Annotated in this window: 14 protein-coding genes; 3 read left to right on the forward strand and 11 right to left on the reverse strand. The window is 43.5% G+C overall.

All coding sequences use genetic code 11. The annotated features are described in order from the left end of the window. Positions 1-297 precede the first annotated feature (297 nt). Positions 298-936 (forward strand): isochorismatase family protein, encoded by a 639-nt coding sequence (locus ACK8HY_RS05990; protein WP_416133068.1) that lies wholly within the window; start codon positions 298-300, stop codon positions 934-936. A gap of 239 nt (positions 937-1,175) precedes the next feature. On the opposite strand, the gene ACK8HY_RS05995 is transcribed toward ACK8HY_RS05990, so the two are convergent. After that, a complete protein-coding gene (locus tag ACK8HY_RS05995; protein ID WP_254846162.1) occupies positions 1,176-1,874 on the reverse strand; it encodes a YdeI/OmpD-associated family protein in 699 nt (232 codons plus the stop codon). Positions 1,875-2,102: 228 nt separating this feature from the next. Between ACK8HY_RS05995 and ACK8HY_RS06000 the strand changes: the two genes are divergently transcribed. Next, complete coding sequence (locus ACK8HY_RS06000) at positions 2,103-2,585, forward strand: DUF4199 domain-containing protein (protein WP_416133069.1); 483 nt, start codon at positions 2,103-2,105, stop codon at positions 2,583-2,585. A gap of 48 nt (positions 2,586-2,633) precedes the next feature. On the opposite strand, the gene ACK8HY_RS06005 is transcribed toward ACK8HY_RS06000, so the two are convergent. From ACK8HY_RS06005 to ACK8HY_RS06045, 9 genes are all read right to left on the reverse strand, one after another. Continuing rightward, positions 2,634-4,130 carry a DUF4832 domain-containing protein gene (locus ACK8HY_RS06005; protein WP_416133070.1) on the reverse strand — a complete coding sequence of 499 codons (1,497 nt, stop codon included), beginning with the start codon at positions 4,128-4,130 and terminating at the stop codon, positions 2,634-2,636. Between the two features lie 26 nt (positions 4,131-4,156). After that, a complete protein-coding gene (locus ACK8HY_RS06010; RefSeq protein WP_416133071.1) occupies positions 4,157-5,629 on the reverse strand; it encodes a RagB/SusD family nutrient uptake outer membrane protein in 1,473 nt (490 codons plus the stop codon). 31 nt (positions 5,630-5,660) lie between these two features. Beyond that, positions 5,661-8,975: a SusC/RagA family TonB-linked outer membrane protein gene (locus ACK8HY_RS06015; RefSeq protein WP_175991936.1), complete on the reverse strand. Its 3,315-nt coding sequence runs from the start codon at positions 8,973-8,975 to the stop codon at positions 5,661-5,663. A 193-nt stretch (positions 8,976-9,168) separates the two neighbouring features. Beyond that, positions 9,169-10,365 carry a FecR family protein gene (locus ACK8HY_RS06020; protein ID WP_416133072.1) on the reverse strand — a complete coding sequence of 399 codons (1,197 nt, stop codon included), beginning with the start codon at positions 10,363-10,365 and terminating at the stop codon, positions 9,169-9,171. Positions 10,366-10,434: 69 nt separating this feature from the next. After that, the gene (locus ACK8HY_RS06025) at positions 10,435-10,974 is read right to left on the reverse strand and encodes an RNA polymerase sigma factor (RefSeq protein WP_416133073.1); all 540 of its coding nucleotides are present in this window, start codon (positions 10,972-10,974) and stop codon (positions 10,435-10,437) included. Positions 10,975-11,135: 161 nt separating this feature from the next. Next, complete coding sequence (locus ACK8HY_RS06030; RefSeq protein WP_077432917.1) at positions 11,136-11,915, reverse strand: DUF4476 domain-containing protein; 780 nt, start codon at positions 11,913-11,915, stop codon at positions 11,136-11,138. Positions 11,916-12,140: 225 nt separating this feature from the next. Next, positions 12,141-12,518: a hypothetical protein gene (locus ACK8HY_RS06035; RefSeq protein WP_416133074.1), complete on the reverse strand. Its 378-nt coding sequence runs from the start codon at positions 12,516-12,518 to the stop codon at positions 12,141-12,143. A 3-nt stretch (positions 12,519-12,521) separates the two neighbouring features. Next, a complete protein-coding gene (locus tag ACK8HY_RS06040; RefSeq protein WP_416133075.1) occupies positions 12,522-14,528 on the reverse strand; it encodes a BCCT family transporter in 2,007 nt (668 codons plus the stop codon). A 65-nt stretch (positions 14,529-14,593) separates the two neighbouring features. Continuing rightward, positions 14,594-15,442, reverse strand: a complete 849-nt coding sequence (locus ACK8HY_RS06045; RefSeq protein ID WP_077435717.1) for a mechanosensitive ion channel family protein — start codon at positions 15,440-15,442, stop codon at positions 14,594-14,596. 280 nt (positions 15,443-15,722) lie between these two features. Here ACK8HY_RS06045 and ACK8HY_RS06050 point away from each other — a divergent pair, with 280 nt between their 5' ends. Beyond that, entirely contained in the window at positions 15,723-17,159 is a 1,437-nt protein-coding gene (locus ACK8HY_RS06050) for an alanine/glycine:cation symporter family protein (RefSeq protein ID WP_416133076.1), read from the forward strand. 83 nt (positions 17,160-17,242) lie between these two features. Here the strand turns inward: ACK8HY_RS06050 and ACK8HY_RS06055 are convergent, their stop codons facing one another. Then, positions 17,243-19,414, reverse strand: a complete 2,172-nt coding sequence (locus tag ACK8HY_RS06055; RefSeq protein WP_416133077.1) for an alpha-galactosidase — start codon at positions 19,412-19,414, stop codon at positions 17,243-17,245. Between the last annotated feature and the right edge of the window lie 226 nt (positions 19,415-19,640).

Raw genomic sequence — 19,640 nt, forward strand, 5'->3', positions numbered from 1 at the left:
AATTAAATCGAATTTATCAAAAAGAACTATTTTAATATCCGCTTGAAAAGACTTATGATTCGTAAACTGCAACTAAATCCACTCATTTACATACCTAGTGTATATGAAGGATTGTTCCGGTTGTCCCACCGAATCGGGACCACAGTGTATGCGCAATAAACTGCTTCCTTCAAATCAAGTCATTCCCTAAAACTTAAGGTACATTAAGTCATGTGCTTAATCTGCTTCATTTTCCACTAAAGATGCTGTACCTACCTTTAACCAACGATTTATTATTCACATTTAAATTTTAAAATCATGGTACTTACAACGAGAATCAATGCAGACGATGTAGCATTTTTACTGATCGATCACCAAAGTGGTCTGTTCCAGACGGTCAAAGATATCGAGATCCCTACATTGCGAAACAATGTCATCGCGCTCGCTCAAATCGCGGCAGTCGAACAAATTCCAGTCATCACTACGGCATCCGAACCCAAAGGCCCCAATGGACCGTTAATGCCCGAAATTCATGAGCATGCAGCCCATGCTGTATATGTAGGCCGTACCGGCGAGGTGAATGCCTGGGATACACCCGCTTTTGTTCAGGCTGTAAAGAATACAGGAAAGAAAAAATTAGTGATTGCTGGCGTACTCACCAGTGTCTGTGTTGCTTTTCCTGCTATTTCAGCCATCGCCGAAGGTTATGAGGTATTTGCGGTCATCGATGCCTCTGGCGATATGAGCCCACTATCCACACAGGTGACCATAGCGCGGCTACAGCTGGCCGGTGTTATCCCAATCACAACCACAGCAGTCATCAGCGAGGTGTTAAAAACCTGGCAGCACAAAGATGCCGCGAAGTACGCTAAGGCATTATCCACGGTAATGCCTAATTATCAGGCCGTGATCGAAAGTTATTACAAAGCACAGGAAGTAGCCCTCGAGAATAAGTAATCATCCTGTAACCAGACAGTGCCATAAGTTGGTTTTTGGAAACCTTTACCAGATCAAATAATGGGCAAAGGTTTAGTTTACGAAAACGGGTAATTTTCGATGTAAGAATTACCCGTTTTTTATTTTCCAAAAGTAACCTTAAGCCGGTGACCAGATTTTATATTGCACATTCAACTTTGATCTTACCTATAAGGGACCTACAGCAGTGATAAGGTTTAACTTTTATTCGAGCCGCTGGCTTACCGGAATTGCTTTGGTTTCATCTGCAGAGAGGCCTGTTCTGCAATTTCCGTTATTCGTTTATTTCGGGTTTCGGGGCGCTTGGCAATCACGATCCATTGCAAAAGCATCTTTTTCACCGATCTGCTCAGCCCATCAAAATAAGCCGCTGCGCCGGGATGATTCTTCAATGCACTGTCCAGATCTTCGGGAATAAGCAGTTCCTCCACGCTATCGAGAATGGACCAGGAACCGTTTTTCTGTGCGATGCGAATGGTCTCCAGTCCCGCGGCCGTCATCTTCCCGCTGGCAATAAGCCTTTCTATTTTCTCCTTATTGACCTTGGACCAGGTCCCGCGCGGTTTGCGCCTGCTGAACAACTGTTTAAACGAACCCTGCTGAATTGTTTTTCTCGTACTGTCAATCCAGCCGAAACACAATGCCTCATCAACCAGTTCACTCCATGCTACAGCTGGCTGCCCCGAACCCTTTGTGTTACAGATGACCCATACGGAATGTTCGACCAGATGATGGTCCAACAGCCACTGTCGCCACTCTTCCGCTGTATGGATACGGATGGATCGTACCTCATTTACCTGTTGTATGTTGCTCATTTTTGGTTTATTTGTTATTTCCAGACCTAGACGGATTATCCCCATATTTCCACTTACGAAGCATTTTACCGCATCGTCAGCGCTAAACTTTCCTACTACTTGCATATAAAATTAATAAAACATAAGACAACTGTCTGTCAGCACGAAATATTTCTACAGAACTATTTCGGACATACCTCGCCTGCAACAGAAATTTGCCCGTTTAATTCAGCGAAAAAAAGGTTAAAACCTTGCAACTCATTACCAAATTAACATTATATTTAATAAACTGATTATGGATGATTTTCCAGCTAAATGATGACATAACATATATTACCTAAAACTACTAGAATTATGAAAAACATTAAAATTGAGATCAAATGGGCTATTTTTTTTACGTTGATGACGCTAACGTGGATGCTCTTAGAAAAAATATGCGGGCTCCATGGCAAGTATATTGACTATCACCTTTACCTGACCAATCTTTTTGCTATACCGGCCATCCTATTTATGGTCCTGGCACTGAAAGATAAAAAGAAAAATTTCTACCATGGCAATATGAGCTATACGCAGGGCTTAATTTCGGGCTTAGTACTTTCTGCTATTATCGCTTTATTAAGTCCGCTGACACAATGGATTATTTCTTATGTTATCAGTCCCGAGTATTTCCCTAACGTCATCAAGCGATCGGTCGAAATAGGCTATTATAAAACAATAGACGAAGCGGAAGCAAATTTCAATTATAAGAATTATGCCATTAATTCTACTATTTTTGCCTTTATTTTCGGCGCTGTCACGACGGTGATCGCGATGATTTTTATTCGTACAAAAAAATGACCCTTGCCCGGCAAAGGCAAGCCTTGGCAAGTTTATGCTTTTAACGGATTAAAAATCCGCAATAATGTTGATTCGCCCGTATCCAGGATGGTCGGTAATTATACGCATATCATCATTGGCAAACTGAATATCGTATGCGGCTTTACTAGCCAACTCCTTCTCCGGATCTGGAAGCCACAGGCCAACAGCTCCGTGCTTTATATTAGGCATGATTATCTCCGTCTGTATATGATGGAACAAAGCCACATCTTCCTTTCCGTTTGAACCATAAGGTTGCCAATGACGTGGATCGACCGTCAGCTTTTTCCGACCTACAATTTTATTGTCTTTATCAAATATAATAAGGTATACGGGCCTCGGATTATGAATAGCCGAAAAACCGACATTTTTGACGACAATGTCAACAGTCAGTCCCTTGTTATGACGTTGAACTGTTGTATTGGCACGGTCTATATAAAGCCTATACCCGAGGTGATCCCTTATAAAATCATAGGCTGATCGAGCTACAGTATCCTTATTCTCTTTAAAATAGCTTGGATCAAACAAGATCCCCATCGACCTGAGCATATCAGGCGTCAATGCAGTTTTCTTCCAATTCGAAATATTCAATTCATTGTTTTGTGTGATATCAAAGAGACTATAATGATGTTCCTTCAACGCTTTGAGGCTATTCGTTACCGAAATAAGACTGTGTAGCCCCCATTCAGTTGCCTCGGCGTAAGGAATCTCCCCCATCACCTGTACATCAGGGGATTCACGTTTGACCTGTTCATACGCATTACTCCCAAATGTATAATCATTGTCTGGTGCTTTTGGGTGTTCTGATGCCGTAAAATAATCGTTATTATATCCTATTCGATTTAAATACGTCGATTCCAGTTTAAGTCTTGTCTTTTGATTAGGGTAACGGATTGTCGTCTGTCTATCTTTAAAAATATCCAGTATTCGCCTTACCATTTTTGCTTTATTATAATCATCGGAACTCATTGGCGAACTATGCCCCTCTCCCCATGCACCGACAAATCCAATCTGCCAAATATCAATTAAACCTATATTTTTTTTGATCAGAGGCTCAAGCTGGTTGATATGCTTAAAGACATCATTAAAATTGGCTTTGGTACTTCCATAATCGACATCGTAGGCAAACCGCAGCACAACCTTAAAACCTTTCTTTTCGACCTCATCAAAAATGAATTGCATCTTATCCAGTCCTTCTTTCGTAATATCACCTCCCACATAATCAGTGAGGTAAAAGTAAAGCTGTAAGACCGAAATTTGGTCATCAGGACGACCATAGCGGAGGATCTGTTCGTCTATCCACCCCTCCGGGTAAGCAATTTTGTGAAAAGGGTTATATAAATTATGTGCAAAATAATTAGCCTCTAGATGATATCCCCGTTCGGGATTATGGATCGCTTTTTTAGCAACAATTTCCATGTACTGGTCCTTTTGTTGCAAGGTATCCGTCGAAATGCTTCCGAACGTCTGAGATATGGGCGCCATTAGCGCCCATACCAAACTCAGCTGTTTGATTGTTTTTTCCATCTTACATTTTTTATCAAAAACGAACCTTAATAACCAGGATTTTGCTGGATTTTCTTATTTTCATTGATTGCCCATTGCGGTATTGGAAACAATAGCCTGCTTTCATCTGAATAAGATGCACCACGTTTCTTAGCTTCCGAAAGATATTTACCATGCCGGATCAGGTCTTCCCGACGGTGTCCTTCCATAAACAGCTCTCTAAACCTTTCATCCAATATGAAGTCATTCAAAGCATTTTCTCCAGCAAAATCTGAAGCCTCAATAGTTGTTGTCTTCGCGCGGCTCCGTACCATATTAATCAAACCTATCGCTTCACTACTAAGAGGAGAAAGGTGATTTAAGGCTTCAGCCCGAAGAAGCAAAACATCCGCATAGCGGTATACGACCCAGTCATTTCCGTGCGCCTCGCCAGTTGAAGCAGGATCAGCAGGATATTTATAGGGTACAGCGCCCATCTGTGCCCAGGATTCATTGATTGAACGAAGATCAACCATGCCTTTGCTGGTATTAATACTGCCCCAAATTGATTTCAGACGGTCATCGCCAGCTTTAAATTTATCAAACATCGTCCAAGGCACTTTATATCCACCCCATTTTTGTACCGGTATACCATTGGGTTCAACATATTCCGAAGGCAACACGTGCGCAAGCCAATTATTATAGCGATCGTTTACCGTCAAACATGGAATAGCAAAGATGATTTCCGAATTCATCTCATTGTCCACGGCAAAAATGGATGGATACGACGTTTGTAGCGCGTACAGTTTCAAATCCATAATCTCCTTTGAAATTTGAGCTGCTTCCGTCCAGTTCTTTTCATGCATCGCCAGTTTGAGCAACACCATCAACGCGGTTCCTTTCGTAAAACGACCATAATCCTGTGACGAATAACTAATGGGAAGGTTATCGGCGGCCTCCCGAGCTGTAGATTTGATAAAATTCACCATCCATGCTTTCGTAGGTCTTTCAGGCTGAAAATTCGTGTTCGGATCCAAGGTTATCGCAGGATCGGTCACTATAGCTGTTGGCCCATAGAAATCATATAAGGTGTAGGCCAACAGGGCAGTAATCCCCTTTAGTTCGGCACGATAGCGTGTCTTAAGCTCAGCGTTCATACTGATCGGCTCAAGCTGCTCAGCGATATTCACACAATTGGTAATTGCTTTAATGTACGGGCCATAGGTTTTGGCTGTCACGTGCTCACTATTCGAATTCCAGAGAAATTTGGCATAGGTTTCCCAGACACCACCACCCCAATAGCAGACGAACTCATCAGTAGTAGCTGTATTCATGACCCAGCGTGATTGCCAGGATATATCCGAAAATCCACCATATGCTCCGCGGTTGAGAATACCATAGACTCCGGTGACCAGCGTACGCGCGTCTTCTTCATTTTTCGGGTAATTCGATGGACTCAAGCGGTCAAACACTTGTGGTTCAAGATTCTCGCAGGAGTAAAGCCAGGACACTCCTAGCAATAAAATAAATATTTTTTTCATTATAATAAATGTATTAAAGCCAGTAATTTGATTAAAATCCAACACTAAGTCCCAGTGTAAAGGATTTCGCTGGTGGATAGATTCCCGTAAATTCAGGATCTATACCTTTGAAACTGGTAAAAACAATAGGGTTTGAAGCATCTACATATACCCGAAAGGCGTTGAACCATTTTTTGTGAAACAAGGGGTTAAGATCATAACCCAACGTAATGTTGCGCACCCGGACGAAGTCAGACTTTTGCAATAGAAACTGTCCAGCTCCCGGAAATGGATTGACAACAAATGGATTAGGATATGTCCCTTGTGTATTGCTGCTCGACCAAAATTGGTCGACCATATTCGGCATATTCCAACCTCGGTTGATATTGGGGTTCATCTCCGTCACATAGCCCATGTAATCATTGTTGCGTCTCGTTCCAAACATACCATATACATGGATATTCAGGTCAAAACCCTTGTATCGAAAGGTATTACCAAAGCCCATGATGAGTCTGGGATCTGCATTGGCAAGTTTAACTACATCGGCATCATTAATCTTACCATCTGGTTTTCCTGTCAATTGATTGTTTTCATCGAAACCATTGATATCTTTGACTTTTTGCACACCAGGCAATGCACCAGGCATATGAGGGACTACTTCTCCTGGTTGCACCAGACCATCCAATACATATCCCCAGTGCACGCGGATGGGATCTGTAATTGATTCGTAGGATCGAAGGACCACATCTGGGCTTCGCTCTTTCCAGCGGTCACGATATGCAGACAACGTCAATGTACTAGTCCATTGAAATGCACCTGTAAGGTTCTGTGTATTCAAGGTCACCTCAAAACCTTTACTAGAGGTTTTACCAAGATTGGCCGCTACCTTATCCAAGGGAAGATAGGTCTTTAGCTGCCTTTCACCCAATAGGTCGGATATCGTTTTGGAAAACAATTCTGTTGTTACACTGATACGCTCGTCAAATAGGCCAAAATCCAGTCCGAGGTTATACTCCGTTGTCGTTTCCCATTTCAGATCAGGATTGGCATAAGAAGAAAGGTAAGTCCCTGTATTGACAGCATTCCCAAAAAGGTAATCACTTCCAAAAGAATAAAAGGCAAAGGCGCCAGAAATGTTGCTGTTACCTGTTTGACCAGCGCTCAGCCGCAGTTTGGCACTTGAGATCCATTTCGCATCAGACATAAAAGATTCTCGATCGATCTTCCATGCAAATGCACCCGATGGAAAATATCCAAATTTATTTCCTGCTCCAAAACGGCTAGAGCCATCGGCACGCATAGTAAAAGTAAATAGATACTTATCCATCAGACTATAATTTAACCTTCCGAAATAAGACGCCAGTTCATTGATGCTCTTGTAAGACCCAACGGTTGGACGTACAGACTCTCCCGCGCCGATGTTGCTCGTGCCAAAGGCATCTGTCGGAAATTTATTATTGGATAAGTTGTGGCCCGAACTTCCCATGGACTGCCATTCATAACCGAGTAACAGACTTAGATCATGTATCTCATTGAGCACTTTTCTGTAGCTGACGGTCGTATTAAATAATTTATCAAAACGATTATTCTGCCCAATGGTCGCTTGTCCTCCCACAGCCTCACCATATAGTGTAGACTTCGGTAGATAGGTATTATTCACCGCGTCCTGCTTGTCAAATCCTAGCTGTGTACGAATTTTGAGATCTTTGATCGGTTCTATTTCAGCAAAGGTCTGCACCATCAAACGGTTCTGCTCCGTTACATTGCTAATATCGAGTAAGGAAACAGGATTTGGGAAGAACGTCGAATTCGGAACAATGGAGTAACTTCCATCCGGGAGATAAACCGGTAGTGTAGGCGTAAATTTAAGTGCCGACTCCAATACGCCGGTATTCTCTGCTCCTCCGGTTCCCAATGCTGGATTGTTGATATCGATCCGGCTTCCACTAGCACGTACACCAGCCTTGAGCCAGCTATTGACCTCTTGGGTGATATTTACACGTCCAGTATAGCGATTGAAGTCATTCTTTTTTACAATACCATCCTGTCCAAAATAATTAAATGATATGAGATAATTTGTCTTATCATTAGCGCCGCTGATACTCAGATTATGATCTTGAATACGTCCTTTTCGAGTAACCTCATCGATCCAGTTTGTACCCTTACCGGCTGCATTAATTTCATCTTCGGTATACGGAGCAGTAAATGCTGGTACAGTTGAGGGATCTTTACCACCGTATACACCAACTTTGTTATTGACCATCCAAAGTTCATATAAATAATTACCGCGCGCACGCATCCACTGACTGGCATCCATCATTTCCCATGGCTTCTGAACACGTTGCATACTCGTTTTCAGATCATAGGAAACCCTTGCGCGCCCCTGTTTGCCAGATTTAGTTGTGATCAAAATAACCCCATTTGCAGCGCGGGCACCATAAATTGCTGTTGCACTGGCATCCTTTAACACCTCAATAGATTCGATATCATTAGGATTAATCGAATTGAGTGGACTGCGACTACCGATGGAATAGCGGGTATTTGTTCCAGGATCCACACCGCCAGTCACTGGAAACCCGTCAATTATATATAGGGGTGCGTTTCCTGCTCCTGTCGAAGCTGCGCCCCTAATCAAAACCTCGACTCCTCCCCCTGGCTGTGCATCGGTCGACCGCACTTGTACTCCAGCGGCTTTTCCTGCCAACATCTGTTCCACCGAAGCACTGGCAGCTTTCGGAAGATCTTCTGCTTTGATGGAACTGATCGCGCCTGTAAGGTCAGCTCTCTTCTGTGTTCCATAACCGATTACCACAACTTCTTCCAATTTACTATCCCCGGCTGGAATCATCGTAATAGTCGCCATCCTATTTGAACCAACAGCTACAGTACTGGACCTAAAGCCAATGTATTTAAACTCCAGCTGATCCCCTATATTGGCTTTGATTTCATAATTACCCTGTTCGTCTGTGGCCGTAGTGATTCCTTTACCGATAACATTCACCGACACACCAGCCAAAGGCTGATTATCTGCCTGAACAACCTTTCCACGCACAGCAGCTTGTTGAACGACAACCGAATTTCGAGAAATCGTTACTGTCCCATCATAGATATGATATTCAAAAGGCTGATTTTTGAAAGCAATTTCCAGGACTTCACTCAACGGGGCATTTTGTAGATTAAGATTCACTGGTAGAGAGTTTTCCAAAATACCCCTTTTATACATAAAGCGATAGTTTGTCTGTTTTTGCAATTCAGTTAGCAACGCTTTTAAAGTGATATTTTTCTTTTGAAGGTTTACTTTTTGCCCCAAAACACTGGCATGAACGCTTACTGTCAATGCAAGTGAAAACGCTAAAGAAAGTTTCATGACTAATACTGTTTTTCGAAGGTTAATGCCATAACGAGGCTCGTCTGGGTATTGCCTTAACCAGATTTTATACATAATTTTGAATTGATTAGGTTATTAAACTATTTGTTACTACACATTTGGTATGCCGAATTACTTCCGGGGATATTTGCAGTATCTCCGGATTCCTTATACCATCATCATTTAGGTCAGTTTATTTCATTTTTCCTCCTTTATTTTTTTTGACAATTAATTTCTTTCCATTGATTTCGAACTTGTATTGGGACATATCCGTCAGCATCTTACAGATTGTACCTAAAGTGTTCGAGCGTTTTGCGCCACCCATATACGTCGTTTGATCTAAACTTATCTGATAGTCGAGGCTGACATCATACCATCTTGATACGTCGCCAAGAATTTCCTGAAGTGTCTTTCCGTCAAAGTAAAAATAACCATCACGCCAGGACAATGCTTCGTTGATATCTGCTGTTTCTGTTTGTAGAAACTCCCCTTTATTAACCACGGCCTGCCCAGGAAATAGGCTAGCACGTGTCTTCTTACCTATTACGTCTACTTTACCTTCAGTCAATAAAGTTTTGACAATATTAGCCTCATAATTATTGATATTAAATGCTGTACCTGTTACATGAACTGCATACCCTTGTGTTTCTACAATAAATGGTTTTTGTTTGTTCTTGGCTACCTCAAAAAATGCTTCTCCAGAAAGCAACTTTATGCGTCGTTCGTTAGGAGAAAACTGGCTTGGGAATTCAATTTCGCTATTTGCGTTTAACCATATTTTGGTACCATCAGCCAGAATAGTCTGAAAAGTTCCTCCTTTTGGGGTTTGGATGCGATTAGCCCTGTATTCATTGGTATTTGTTTCATTCCTAAATTCTACAGAACCCTTAGAAATATGAATCAGGTTTGTATCAATTAGCTCCCCTTGCTGGCCTGTTGACCCTAATTCTACCACGCGTCCATCGGCCAAAGTTAAGATTGCCCCGGCATGCCCCGGCGTGACATCATTTTTATAACCAAATTGATGATCTGGAATAATTGAAGTATTGGATTCGATTTGACGGTTTAAAAATAAAGAAACCGCAGCAATAAGTATCGCCGCAGACGTCGATAGCCAAATAATCAAGGTCGAAACAGTTCTACGAGATGCTGCTTTTGTTTGTCCCCTCTCTTCAAAGTTAGCCCATCGCTGCTCAAGATCTATTTTACCCAATTCTTCGAGGTCTTGATCAAGCCGGTTAGTTTCTCTTAGATTAACAAGTATTTCACTTGCTTGAGGATTTTCGTCCATGTATTTTTTCAATCTCACGATTTCCTCTTCAGAGGATATACCCTGAATGCACTTCGCTAAAAGTCCGGCAAAATAAAGGTGTTCTCCATTTTTATCCATACGGTAACTTAGGTTTTTTAATACTATGTACCATTACTAATAAAAACGGGTGAAAAGAAAATATTTTTTTTAGTGACAAAGGTAAATACATAGCAGTGCGAAAGCTTGGGGAGAGATTTTGTCCCTTAAAAGTTGGAGTGCACGCTTCTTTTGTGTCTTGACTGTATTAATACTAACACCCAACATATCAGCTATCTCCTGATTTTTTAGTCCTTCTAAATAGCCTAATTTACAAATTTGCTTGCAGCCTGGTGGCAGAGATTCCAAAGCAAGGTAGAGCTCAGCAATAACTTCCGCCTGAAAAAGCTTCTCGAAAACAGCGGCATCTTCCCACTCTTCCGTCTTCTCTTTACGAAAAAAAAGCTGTGCCGATTTTTGTTTTCTGATATTTTTGGATGCGAGATTTCTGACCGTTGTATATAAAAAAGATTTAATTACAGGAGGAGCATCCGAAGTCTTCATATTAGCACGTATCAACACTATAAAACTATCTTGAACAAGATCATGTGCGATCTCTGTATCATTTACCAAGCTTTTAGCAAAAAGAAACAAGCGATGATAATTCAGATCAAAATAGATCTTGATTTCATCATTAGATAGATTTCCCATATTGAATCCGTTTTTTAGGTGTTAAACACAAACGATGTCAAAACAACTGGTGTAACAAATCAAAGTTAAAAGTTATCGACAATTATCCAAATTTAATTTATCTGGGTAAAAAAAAGCCCGACAATTTATGCCGGGCTCGCTATATACCTTGAAGACGAATTTTACTTCATTCTTTGCTGCTTTTCTATAAAATCAAGCAGCTCATTTTTATTACCGAGAAACGTAAAGTTTCCGCTCAATGTTGAATAATTTCTTTTGTCCGAACAATTTCCGTACGCCGCCTTGGCGACTTTCAGCTTTCCGTCATCCCATTGAAAACGTTTCATGATTTCACTGATCTGTTCAACACGGAGCGTTGTCTCAGAAAAGATGGGGTTAATTATTTTGAATTTCGCATCGTCAAAAGCTTCCCTGTTCATGAGACTGAATAAACGGTCCAATTCTGCTCTGCTGATCGGGGTAATCGAGTTTATCGGCGGGATTCCCATATCCGGTCCATCGTCCAGGTGAATAGGTCTGCCCGGTGCGCCATAGGCATAGGCCACCCCATTACCATTGTCTATGGAAGACATATCTATCGGAATCTGAGCAAATAGATTAATATGTTGGCCACGACTCCGCGTATTGCGCTGGTTGCCGACCTTAAAGATCATCTCCACATAATCACCATTTTCATTGCGTACAGCAATCTGCCTACGCTCCATTTCCCGTTGCCCCCTTCCGCTTATCAGCGTACTTATCGCATACAATTGATCTGAAAGTCCGTCAATGGTCACCTGCAGCTCAGGCCGATCGTTGTATACGACTCCATTCAGAGACAATATAAAAGGCTGGCTGTCGGAGATAACAGTAATCCTCCCTGCATTGCCGGAACGATATTGTGCATGTAGATTGATCCCGATCAATTGGACGAGAAAAAAAACGACGCTATATTTCAACATAAAAAAATAGATTATTTAGTACTATGACTCATTCCTAGGTCCGAAGATTAATTCACCCTACAATTTTTTAATAAAGTTATTTAATCCGTCACCTGCTGCATCGCGTATCCCAGTAGCAGCAGGATTTAAGCTGATATTTTTACGCTATTTTTTATACCCTTAGTGAGTCCGTTCCTGATCTTCCAAGGCGGAAATCCCAGTTTTTCTTTTATAAACACCAATTGCTTAAATTGAATCCCTGCCCCGGTCAATCCTCAGGTCTTCAGTCCCCTCCAAAGGTGTATATATATTTATATTATCCCCGTTTCTTCTTTTTAGATAATATTGAATTTTGGTCGTATCAATACTGTCGACATCTGAAGCTGTCCAGATCTTTTGTCGACCGCTCTCATCTATTGTCACTATCGTATCAATTCCATGTGCAATGATTTTCTGTAAGCCCATTGCTGTACGCTCACCCTCACGCGTCAATAGATGAATATGACCATCTTTGTCCACGAAATGGATCTTTGGCTTTTCGCTACAGCTAGCAAATAGAAAAGAAGCCAATATCAAAAGGGCGAAATTCTTCCAATTCATAATTCCTGTATCACTAAATGTCATAAATCAACTCATTTTCTTATTCGCATTGCTGCTGATGAACATTTCATTTTTCTCTTCCGAAATAATTTCCAGAAAGCGTTCATAGTGTTTGAGCACATCACTGATCAGCTCATTTTTCGTAAAGTACTGCACGTCATATCCCTCCCGGGCATCACCAAAATACGATTTCGGGAAATAGGTCTTCTTATCCTGCAGATCCGGCAGGTTTTCCTCCTCCAGCAGGTAATCCGATACGACTTTGACCTGGTTTTTGACCCCGTATATAAAATTGTTGACTACGTCGTGGCGGATTTCTATTTCTATCCTTTTGGGGTTATCCAACCGTTTTATTTTGGCTTCAATGTCGTTCTGTTTAAATTCAGCCTGCAATTCTCCGAAGGCGCTCCCAACCGTAGTCTCGATAAACTGATCGACAGACTCCCGGCTTTTGAACGAAACAATCTGTTTTAACCTGTCTTTCCAAAACTCGCCCGACCAGGGTACCGTGCTGACTGAAAAGTCGCGTTCGTAATAACTCCGGTCAATCACCAGGGCTTTGAACAAGCTGACGCAAAAGAGCAGCATGATAACAGAGAACGGCAAAGCCGTAATAAGTGTCATGGTCTGCAAGGCCTGCAATCCACCTGTATTCAACAACATCAGCGCGAGAATGGCCAGCAGCGCACCCCAAAAGATCATCTGCCATTTTGGTGACTTTTCGGCGTTCTTGGTTGCAATACTGTTCATCACAAATATTCCTGAATCTGCTGAGGTCACAAAAAAGATGATGATGATCAAGATCACCAGGTAGCTGACCAGCTCTGACCCGGGCAGATAATCCAAAAATTTAAACATCAGTGCATCGGGATTGTCCGCCAGGAGACTCAGTGCCCCTTTGGCGATGTTAATGTCAAACCAGATGGCACTATTCCCAAACACAGACATCCATATAAAATTGAACAATGTCGGAATGATCAGTACTGCCGCGACAAACTCGCGTATGGTCCGGCCTTTGGAAATTTTTGCGATAAATAGTCCCACGTAGGGAGACCAGGAGATCCACCAGGCCCAATACAGGATTGTCCAGCTATAGAACCAGGGTAAGGTAGCTTCGTCATAGACGTGGGTGTCAAATGTCAGGCTGAAAAAATTATTGATATAGTTTCCGATCCCTTCCGTGAAACTACCGATCAGGTAAAATGTAGGGCCCAGCAGTAGTACGAACAATAATAGGACAATCACCGTAATGATGTTGATTTTGCTCAATAACTTCACCCCCTTGTCTACCCCAGAGGTTGCCGACAGGATGGAAAGCGAGGTCAACACGCCCACAATAATGATCTGGTAGGTAAAGCTACTTTCGGGGACAACACCCAGGGTCTGTAAACCCGCATTGACCTGAACAACACCAAAACCCAACGTGGTGGTAATACCAAAGAAGGTACTACACAGTGCAAACACGTCAATGGCATTACCCCATTTTCCATTGATCCTGTTTTTCAGCAGCGGATAAAAACAGCTGCGCAGCGAAAGGGGCAGTCTGTAGCGGTAGGCAAAATACGAAAGCGCCAATCCCACGACCCCGTAGATGGCCCAGGCATGGATACCCCAGTGGAAGAAGGTATAGAGTTGCGCATTCTTTGCGCGGTTGATATAATGGTTTGAAGCGAATACCTCGGTGGAGTAATGCTGCATGGGTTCGGCCACGCTGAAATACATCAATCCGATCCCCATCCCGGCAGCAAACAACATCGAGATCCAGGAAAAGAACGAATATTCTGGCTTACTATCGTTGCTCCCCAATTTGGTATTGCCAAACTTGCTGAACATCAGGTAGACCAGAAAAATAACAAACAATGTCACCCCCCACACATAGACCCAGTTGAAGTTAACAAAGATAAATTCCTTTACGGTGTCTAAAATACGTACGGTCAACGTCGGGAGAAATACCGATAGTAGGCAAGTCCCGACGATGAAGATCAGGCTGGGGACAACGATGCCCTTTTTTAAAGTAGATTTGAATAAGCTCACTAAATTTTATTTATATGATGGAATAAACGGAGGCCAATAACAGGCTCCGTTTTTGATTTTAAAGATTATGCTTTGCTCCTGATATGAATATCCCGTTGCGGAAAGGGAATTTCAATCCCGGCCTTATCCAGCGCCTCTTTGCAATCGATAATCAGCTGTTCCTGCATGGTCCAAAAGTTTTCGTTTGATGTTGAAACCCGCACGGAGAGATTGATCGCACTGTCACCAAGCTCGGTCACCACCACCTGCGGAGCCGGCTCCTTAAAAGCAAATTCATTGTTCTGAGCGACATGCAGCAGAATTTCCTTAGCATATTTTAGATCCGCATTATAAGCAACACCGATATCAAACCAAGTCCGTCTCGTACCGAGCTGTGTATAATTGGTGATGCTACTATTTGATAAAACACCATTGGGGACGACGATCCGTTGATTTTGCGGCGTAGTCAGTTTCGTATTGAAAATATCGATTTCATTGACGGTCCCAGAGACGTCTGCACTTGACGAGATATAATCACCTACCCGGAAAGGCTTCAGCAACAGGATCAGGATCCCACCAGCAAAATTGGACAATGATCCTTGCAGTGCCAGCCCCACAGCCAGTCCGGCCGCCCCGATGATCGCTACAAAAGCCGAAGTCTGTACCCCCAACTGGGTCACCACGACTATAAATAACAATATATTTAAGATCCAGCTGATCAGATTACTTAAAAAACGTTGCAAGGAGACATCCATCTGACGGCGTTCAAAGGCCTTATCAATCATTCGTTTGACCAGGCGGATGATCCAGGAACCTATCAGATAAATGAGTAAAGCGGAGATTACGGCAGTAATAATACGAGGTGCCCAGGCAATGGCAGAGGAAATAAATTTATTCCAATGTTGCTGGACATCGTTCAGTTCTAAATTGTTCATAGCACTCATATTTTATTAAAAATGTAAAGTAAGGGGCATAAAATAGTAAAAGATTAACTATTCTTCAAACAACCACCCTTTTCTTTACATTTTCAACAACCATACCCCTATAATTGTTCTTGAAAACATGAAATTAAACATACTTCATTCCGGTTAAACCAATAATATAGAGACAATAGATACATACAAAAGATCCTATCAATATAATCTATGTATTATTTAGGGAGGCCTGAATAGTTTTAATTATTTTTAGCTGCCCTATGGGTTTCAATTATAACTAATGGAAAATCTGATCGACAAAATTTATAATATCATTTGGAGTGATGCACTCATCTACCTCTGTCTATTGACCGGAATCTATTTTACGGTTCGACTTCGGTTCCCCCAACTGACACAGCTGCGTGAAATGCTGCGTCTGCTTTTCAATGGGAGTAGTTCTGACAAAGGGATATCCTCATTTCAGGCTTTTTCGCTGGCCATCTCGGGGCGTGTAGGCACGGGCAATATTGCTGGTGTCGCCACAGCGATCGCCATGGGCGGTCCGGGAGCCATATTCTGGATGTGGGTGATTGCCTTTTTGGGCAGTGCCTCCGCCATTGTCGAGGCTACACTCGGACAGATGTACAAGGAAGTAAATGATGGCGAATATCGGGGCGGGCCAGCTTTTTATATACTCAAAGGTCTGCGGTCGCCGGCTTTTGCCTGGACCTTCGCGATTGCCACAATTATCAGTACCGGATTTTTGCTGCCCGGCGTCCAGAGCAATAGCATCAGTTCGGCGATGACATCAGCCTTTGAGCTCTCGCCGAGTGTAACCGGTATGGCTATTGCCGCTTTGCTGGCCATTATTATTATCGGCGGGGTGAAGCGTATCAGCACCGTTGCCGAATATGTAGTACCGTTTATGGCAGGCGCTTACATCCTGATGGCTTTGGTAATTATTGGACTTAACTTCACACAGATCCCCGCAGTTTTTGCCCTGATTTTTAAGGCAGCATTCAATATGGAGGCTACTTTCGGTGCTGTTGCCGGGATGGCCATTTCCTGGGGCGTCAAACGGGGTATCTATAGCAATGAGGCCGGACAAGGGACGGCACCCCACGCTGCGGCCGCAGCCGAAGTGACTCACCCGATTAAACAGGGCCTTGTACAGGGCTTTTCAGTATACGTCGATACGATGTTTGTCTGTACCGCCACCGCACTCATGATCCTATTCACCGGACAGTATAATGTAGAAAACCCCGCAGGCGGATTTCTCGTCCAGCATCTACCAGCGACAGAAATGGGTCCAGGATTTACCCAACAGGCCGTCTCCCATCACTTCCCTTCCATTGGCAAGGCTTTTGTCGCTTTGGCCCTGGCCTTCTTTGCTTTTACAACGATTATGGCTTATTACTACATCGCCGAGACCAATATTAGCTTTGTCAGCCGCAAGAAAGTACACAAGACCGCCTTGATCTGGTTGTTACGCATTCTTATTTTAGTTTCCGTCTATATCGGTTGTATCAGTACCGCCAAAACCGCCTGGACCCTGGGCGATATCGGTGTGGGCCTGATGGCCTGGCTCAACTTAATAGCGATTATACTCTTGCACAAAAAGGTATTAGTCTTATATGCAGATTACCGCGACCAACAGAAAGCCAAGCAGGATCCCATATTTGACAATTCAACATATCAATTCCCAGATATGGAGCTCTGGTCCAAAAAACAAGATTGAAGCATATCAGGGAATGACAATAAGGTCGTCACTCCCTGATACAACCAACATCAAAGCAGTAATTTTTATCCCGTAGGCTTAATCTATTCCACGGTAAACCAGCGATAACTCTCGGCCGGGATGGTCAGGGTGATCGTTGTTTTAGCGCGATGATCCAAAGACGCTGTTTTTACGGTCTTGTCATCCCAGGTGATTTTGGCATGAGCACTTAGGCCCGTGTAGTAAAGCGGTAGTTCAATGGTCCGTGTGATGGCCGTTTTCAATGGGTTAAACAGCATACCCAAGCCCTTGATCCCCTTTTCCGATGCATTCACATGCAAGAAGCCGTCCCAGTCGCGACCATCTGCACGGCGTAGGTGGATCAGGTCAGCGTTGAGGATTGTACGGTATTTTTTATACCATTGAATAACATCAATGACCGTCTGCTTGGTCTGCTCCGTATCATAGAGGCGCGGCCCGCGGTAGCAGGCCTGCACACCAGCACCATAATATTGCATCATCAGTTGTTTATAATCCTCCCTATGCTCATGCAAAGGTTCCAGTACCGCTTCTTTTCCGCCACCCTGATAAGCTGTTAAGGGCACAAATCCCCAGCCCATGGACGGGTTCTGTTCCCAGAGCGCATCATAGATATTCTGCCGGTTGAGGATACGCTGGTTCTCACGGGGCAATGAAAAGTTGACCTCCCGGTAACCGATTCCGGTCTTGTTGGAACCGTCCAAAAAGTACCAGTCCGGGGAGTTGATATATACGCCGCGGGCATTCAGCCAATGGTAAAGTTGTTTTTGCATGTTAAACTGTACCCATTGGCTATCTTCCAGGCCATGGTGGCCAGGGTGACTTGTCGAGGCACATTGATCCCCCGGAAAGGGTCCATCATTTTCCCAGATGTCAAATCCCGTTTTTTCAAAGAAGGTCTTGATCTGTTGCGCATAGCCTATCCCCCAGTTGGAACCGAAACAAGGTGCATTTTCAAAAAATGTGCCCCCCGTTTTCCCCGTTTTTGGATTGATGATATCATCTTGCTCGCTGATCTTGCGGGAGCTAAACAGGGAATAAGCCCCTATTTTAATATTTTTGCTGTGTGCATAATCTGCCAGCTTTTTCAGCGCGGCGAGGTTCGCGACTGTTGTATCCTCCATATTGACATGGCTACCAAAGCTAAGGATCAGGGCTTCATAGCCTGTGGCCGCACACTGGTCTATGGCGGTGTACACCTGTTCGTCTTTTTTGCTGACCAAGTGCATAAAGATCGGATTGGCGGTGGTCCATGGTGCTATGGTACGGTACATCTTGCGGATAGCCAGGCCACGGCGCTCCCGGTCGTAACTATCCATCAGCAGTTCCCAGGAACGGATGGAGCTGAAGTTATCCTCAGCGGCCAGTCTGATGCCTACTCCCACTGTCGGGTATATCTCCAGGATGGCCGGTGTTTTCAGGTTGTAGTTCACCTGAGAAGTATAGGTAGAATCCGCGTTCCAGTGCAGCGACTGATCGCTGAGGTGGTAGCGCATTGCATTATTGAAAGCAAAATTGCTTTCGACGTACAGGCCATGCTGTTTCTTCATATCTTCGACTGAGCCCACTACGGCACTTTCCTCTTCGACCAGGGCCAGCTTTTCGTTGATCACCTGGTTAATCTGCAGGGTCTGCTTGCTGTGATTCTGTACCGTTACCCATTTGCTGATCAAGGGAATGCCGTCGTAAATGGCATAATGCACCTTGACCTCGACCCCATTCAACGTCGCATTGGCCGGGGCAGCATAGGTAAAGGTCAGCACCTTCCCTTTGCCAGCAGCCTTGTGTGTAGACCACCACTTATCCCCTTTCCAGGGCAATAAGGGATCCAGTTCGCTGGTCTCATGTTTGACATAACTAAAATCGTTTGCATTAGCCGTAAAGCTCGGCATCCATTCCGGCCGTAGGTAAGCCCGCTCCTTCTGTCCGTCCACACCGCCGACATTATACCACTTGCCGTTGAGCTGCAGCTGCGCTTCGGGCTGTACGGCACGTATAAGCTGTTGCCCCGTGGTCAGGTTGGTGTAATCATAACAGAATGCATTGGGGCTGATGCGAAATGAACGGCGCACGAGGCCATTGTCCAGTACAATATCCTGCCCCGCAAGGGCGATGCGGGATTGATACGGCGCAGCATTACTGATCAGCCAGTCCTGCGTTTTATTCTCTTTTTTCTGTGCGAATCCATTTTCCGTGGCGATCAATGCCAGTGCAAGTATAATTAGCTTAAATCTCATGTTCTGTATTTAGGTGATTGGTGCTTCCCTTTGTTTATAAACAGTTCAGTCCCTGAAATATAGGAGATTTAATCAAACTGGCGAAAATTTTAAGCAATGCAATCGATTGCTTAAAATGTTAGCAGATATGATATTCTAGCTTTCAACTCCGCTTCCGTCCCGCGAGCAGTGTAAATTTAGTCCCGTTTACCCGTAATATAGAATACATCGCACCGGTATCCGGATT

The sequence above is a fragment of the Sphingobacterium sp. NGMCC 1.201703 genome (genome assembly GCF_047784615.1).
Classification (GTDB): Bacteria; Bacteroidota; Bacteroidia; order Sphingobacteriales; family Sphingobacteriaceae; genus Sphingobacterium.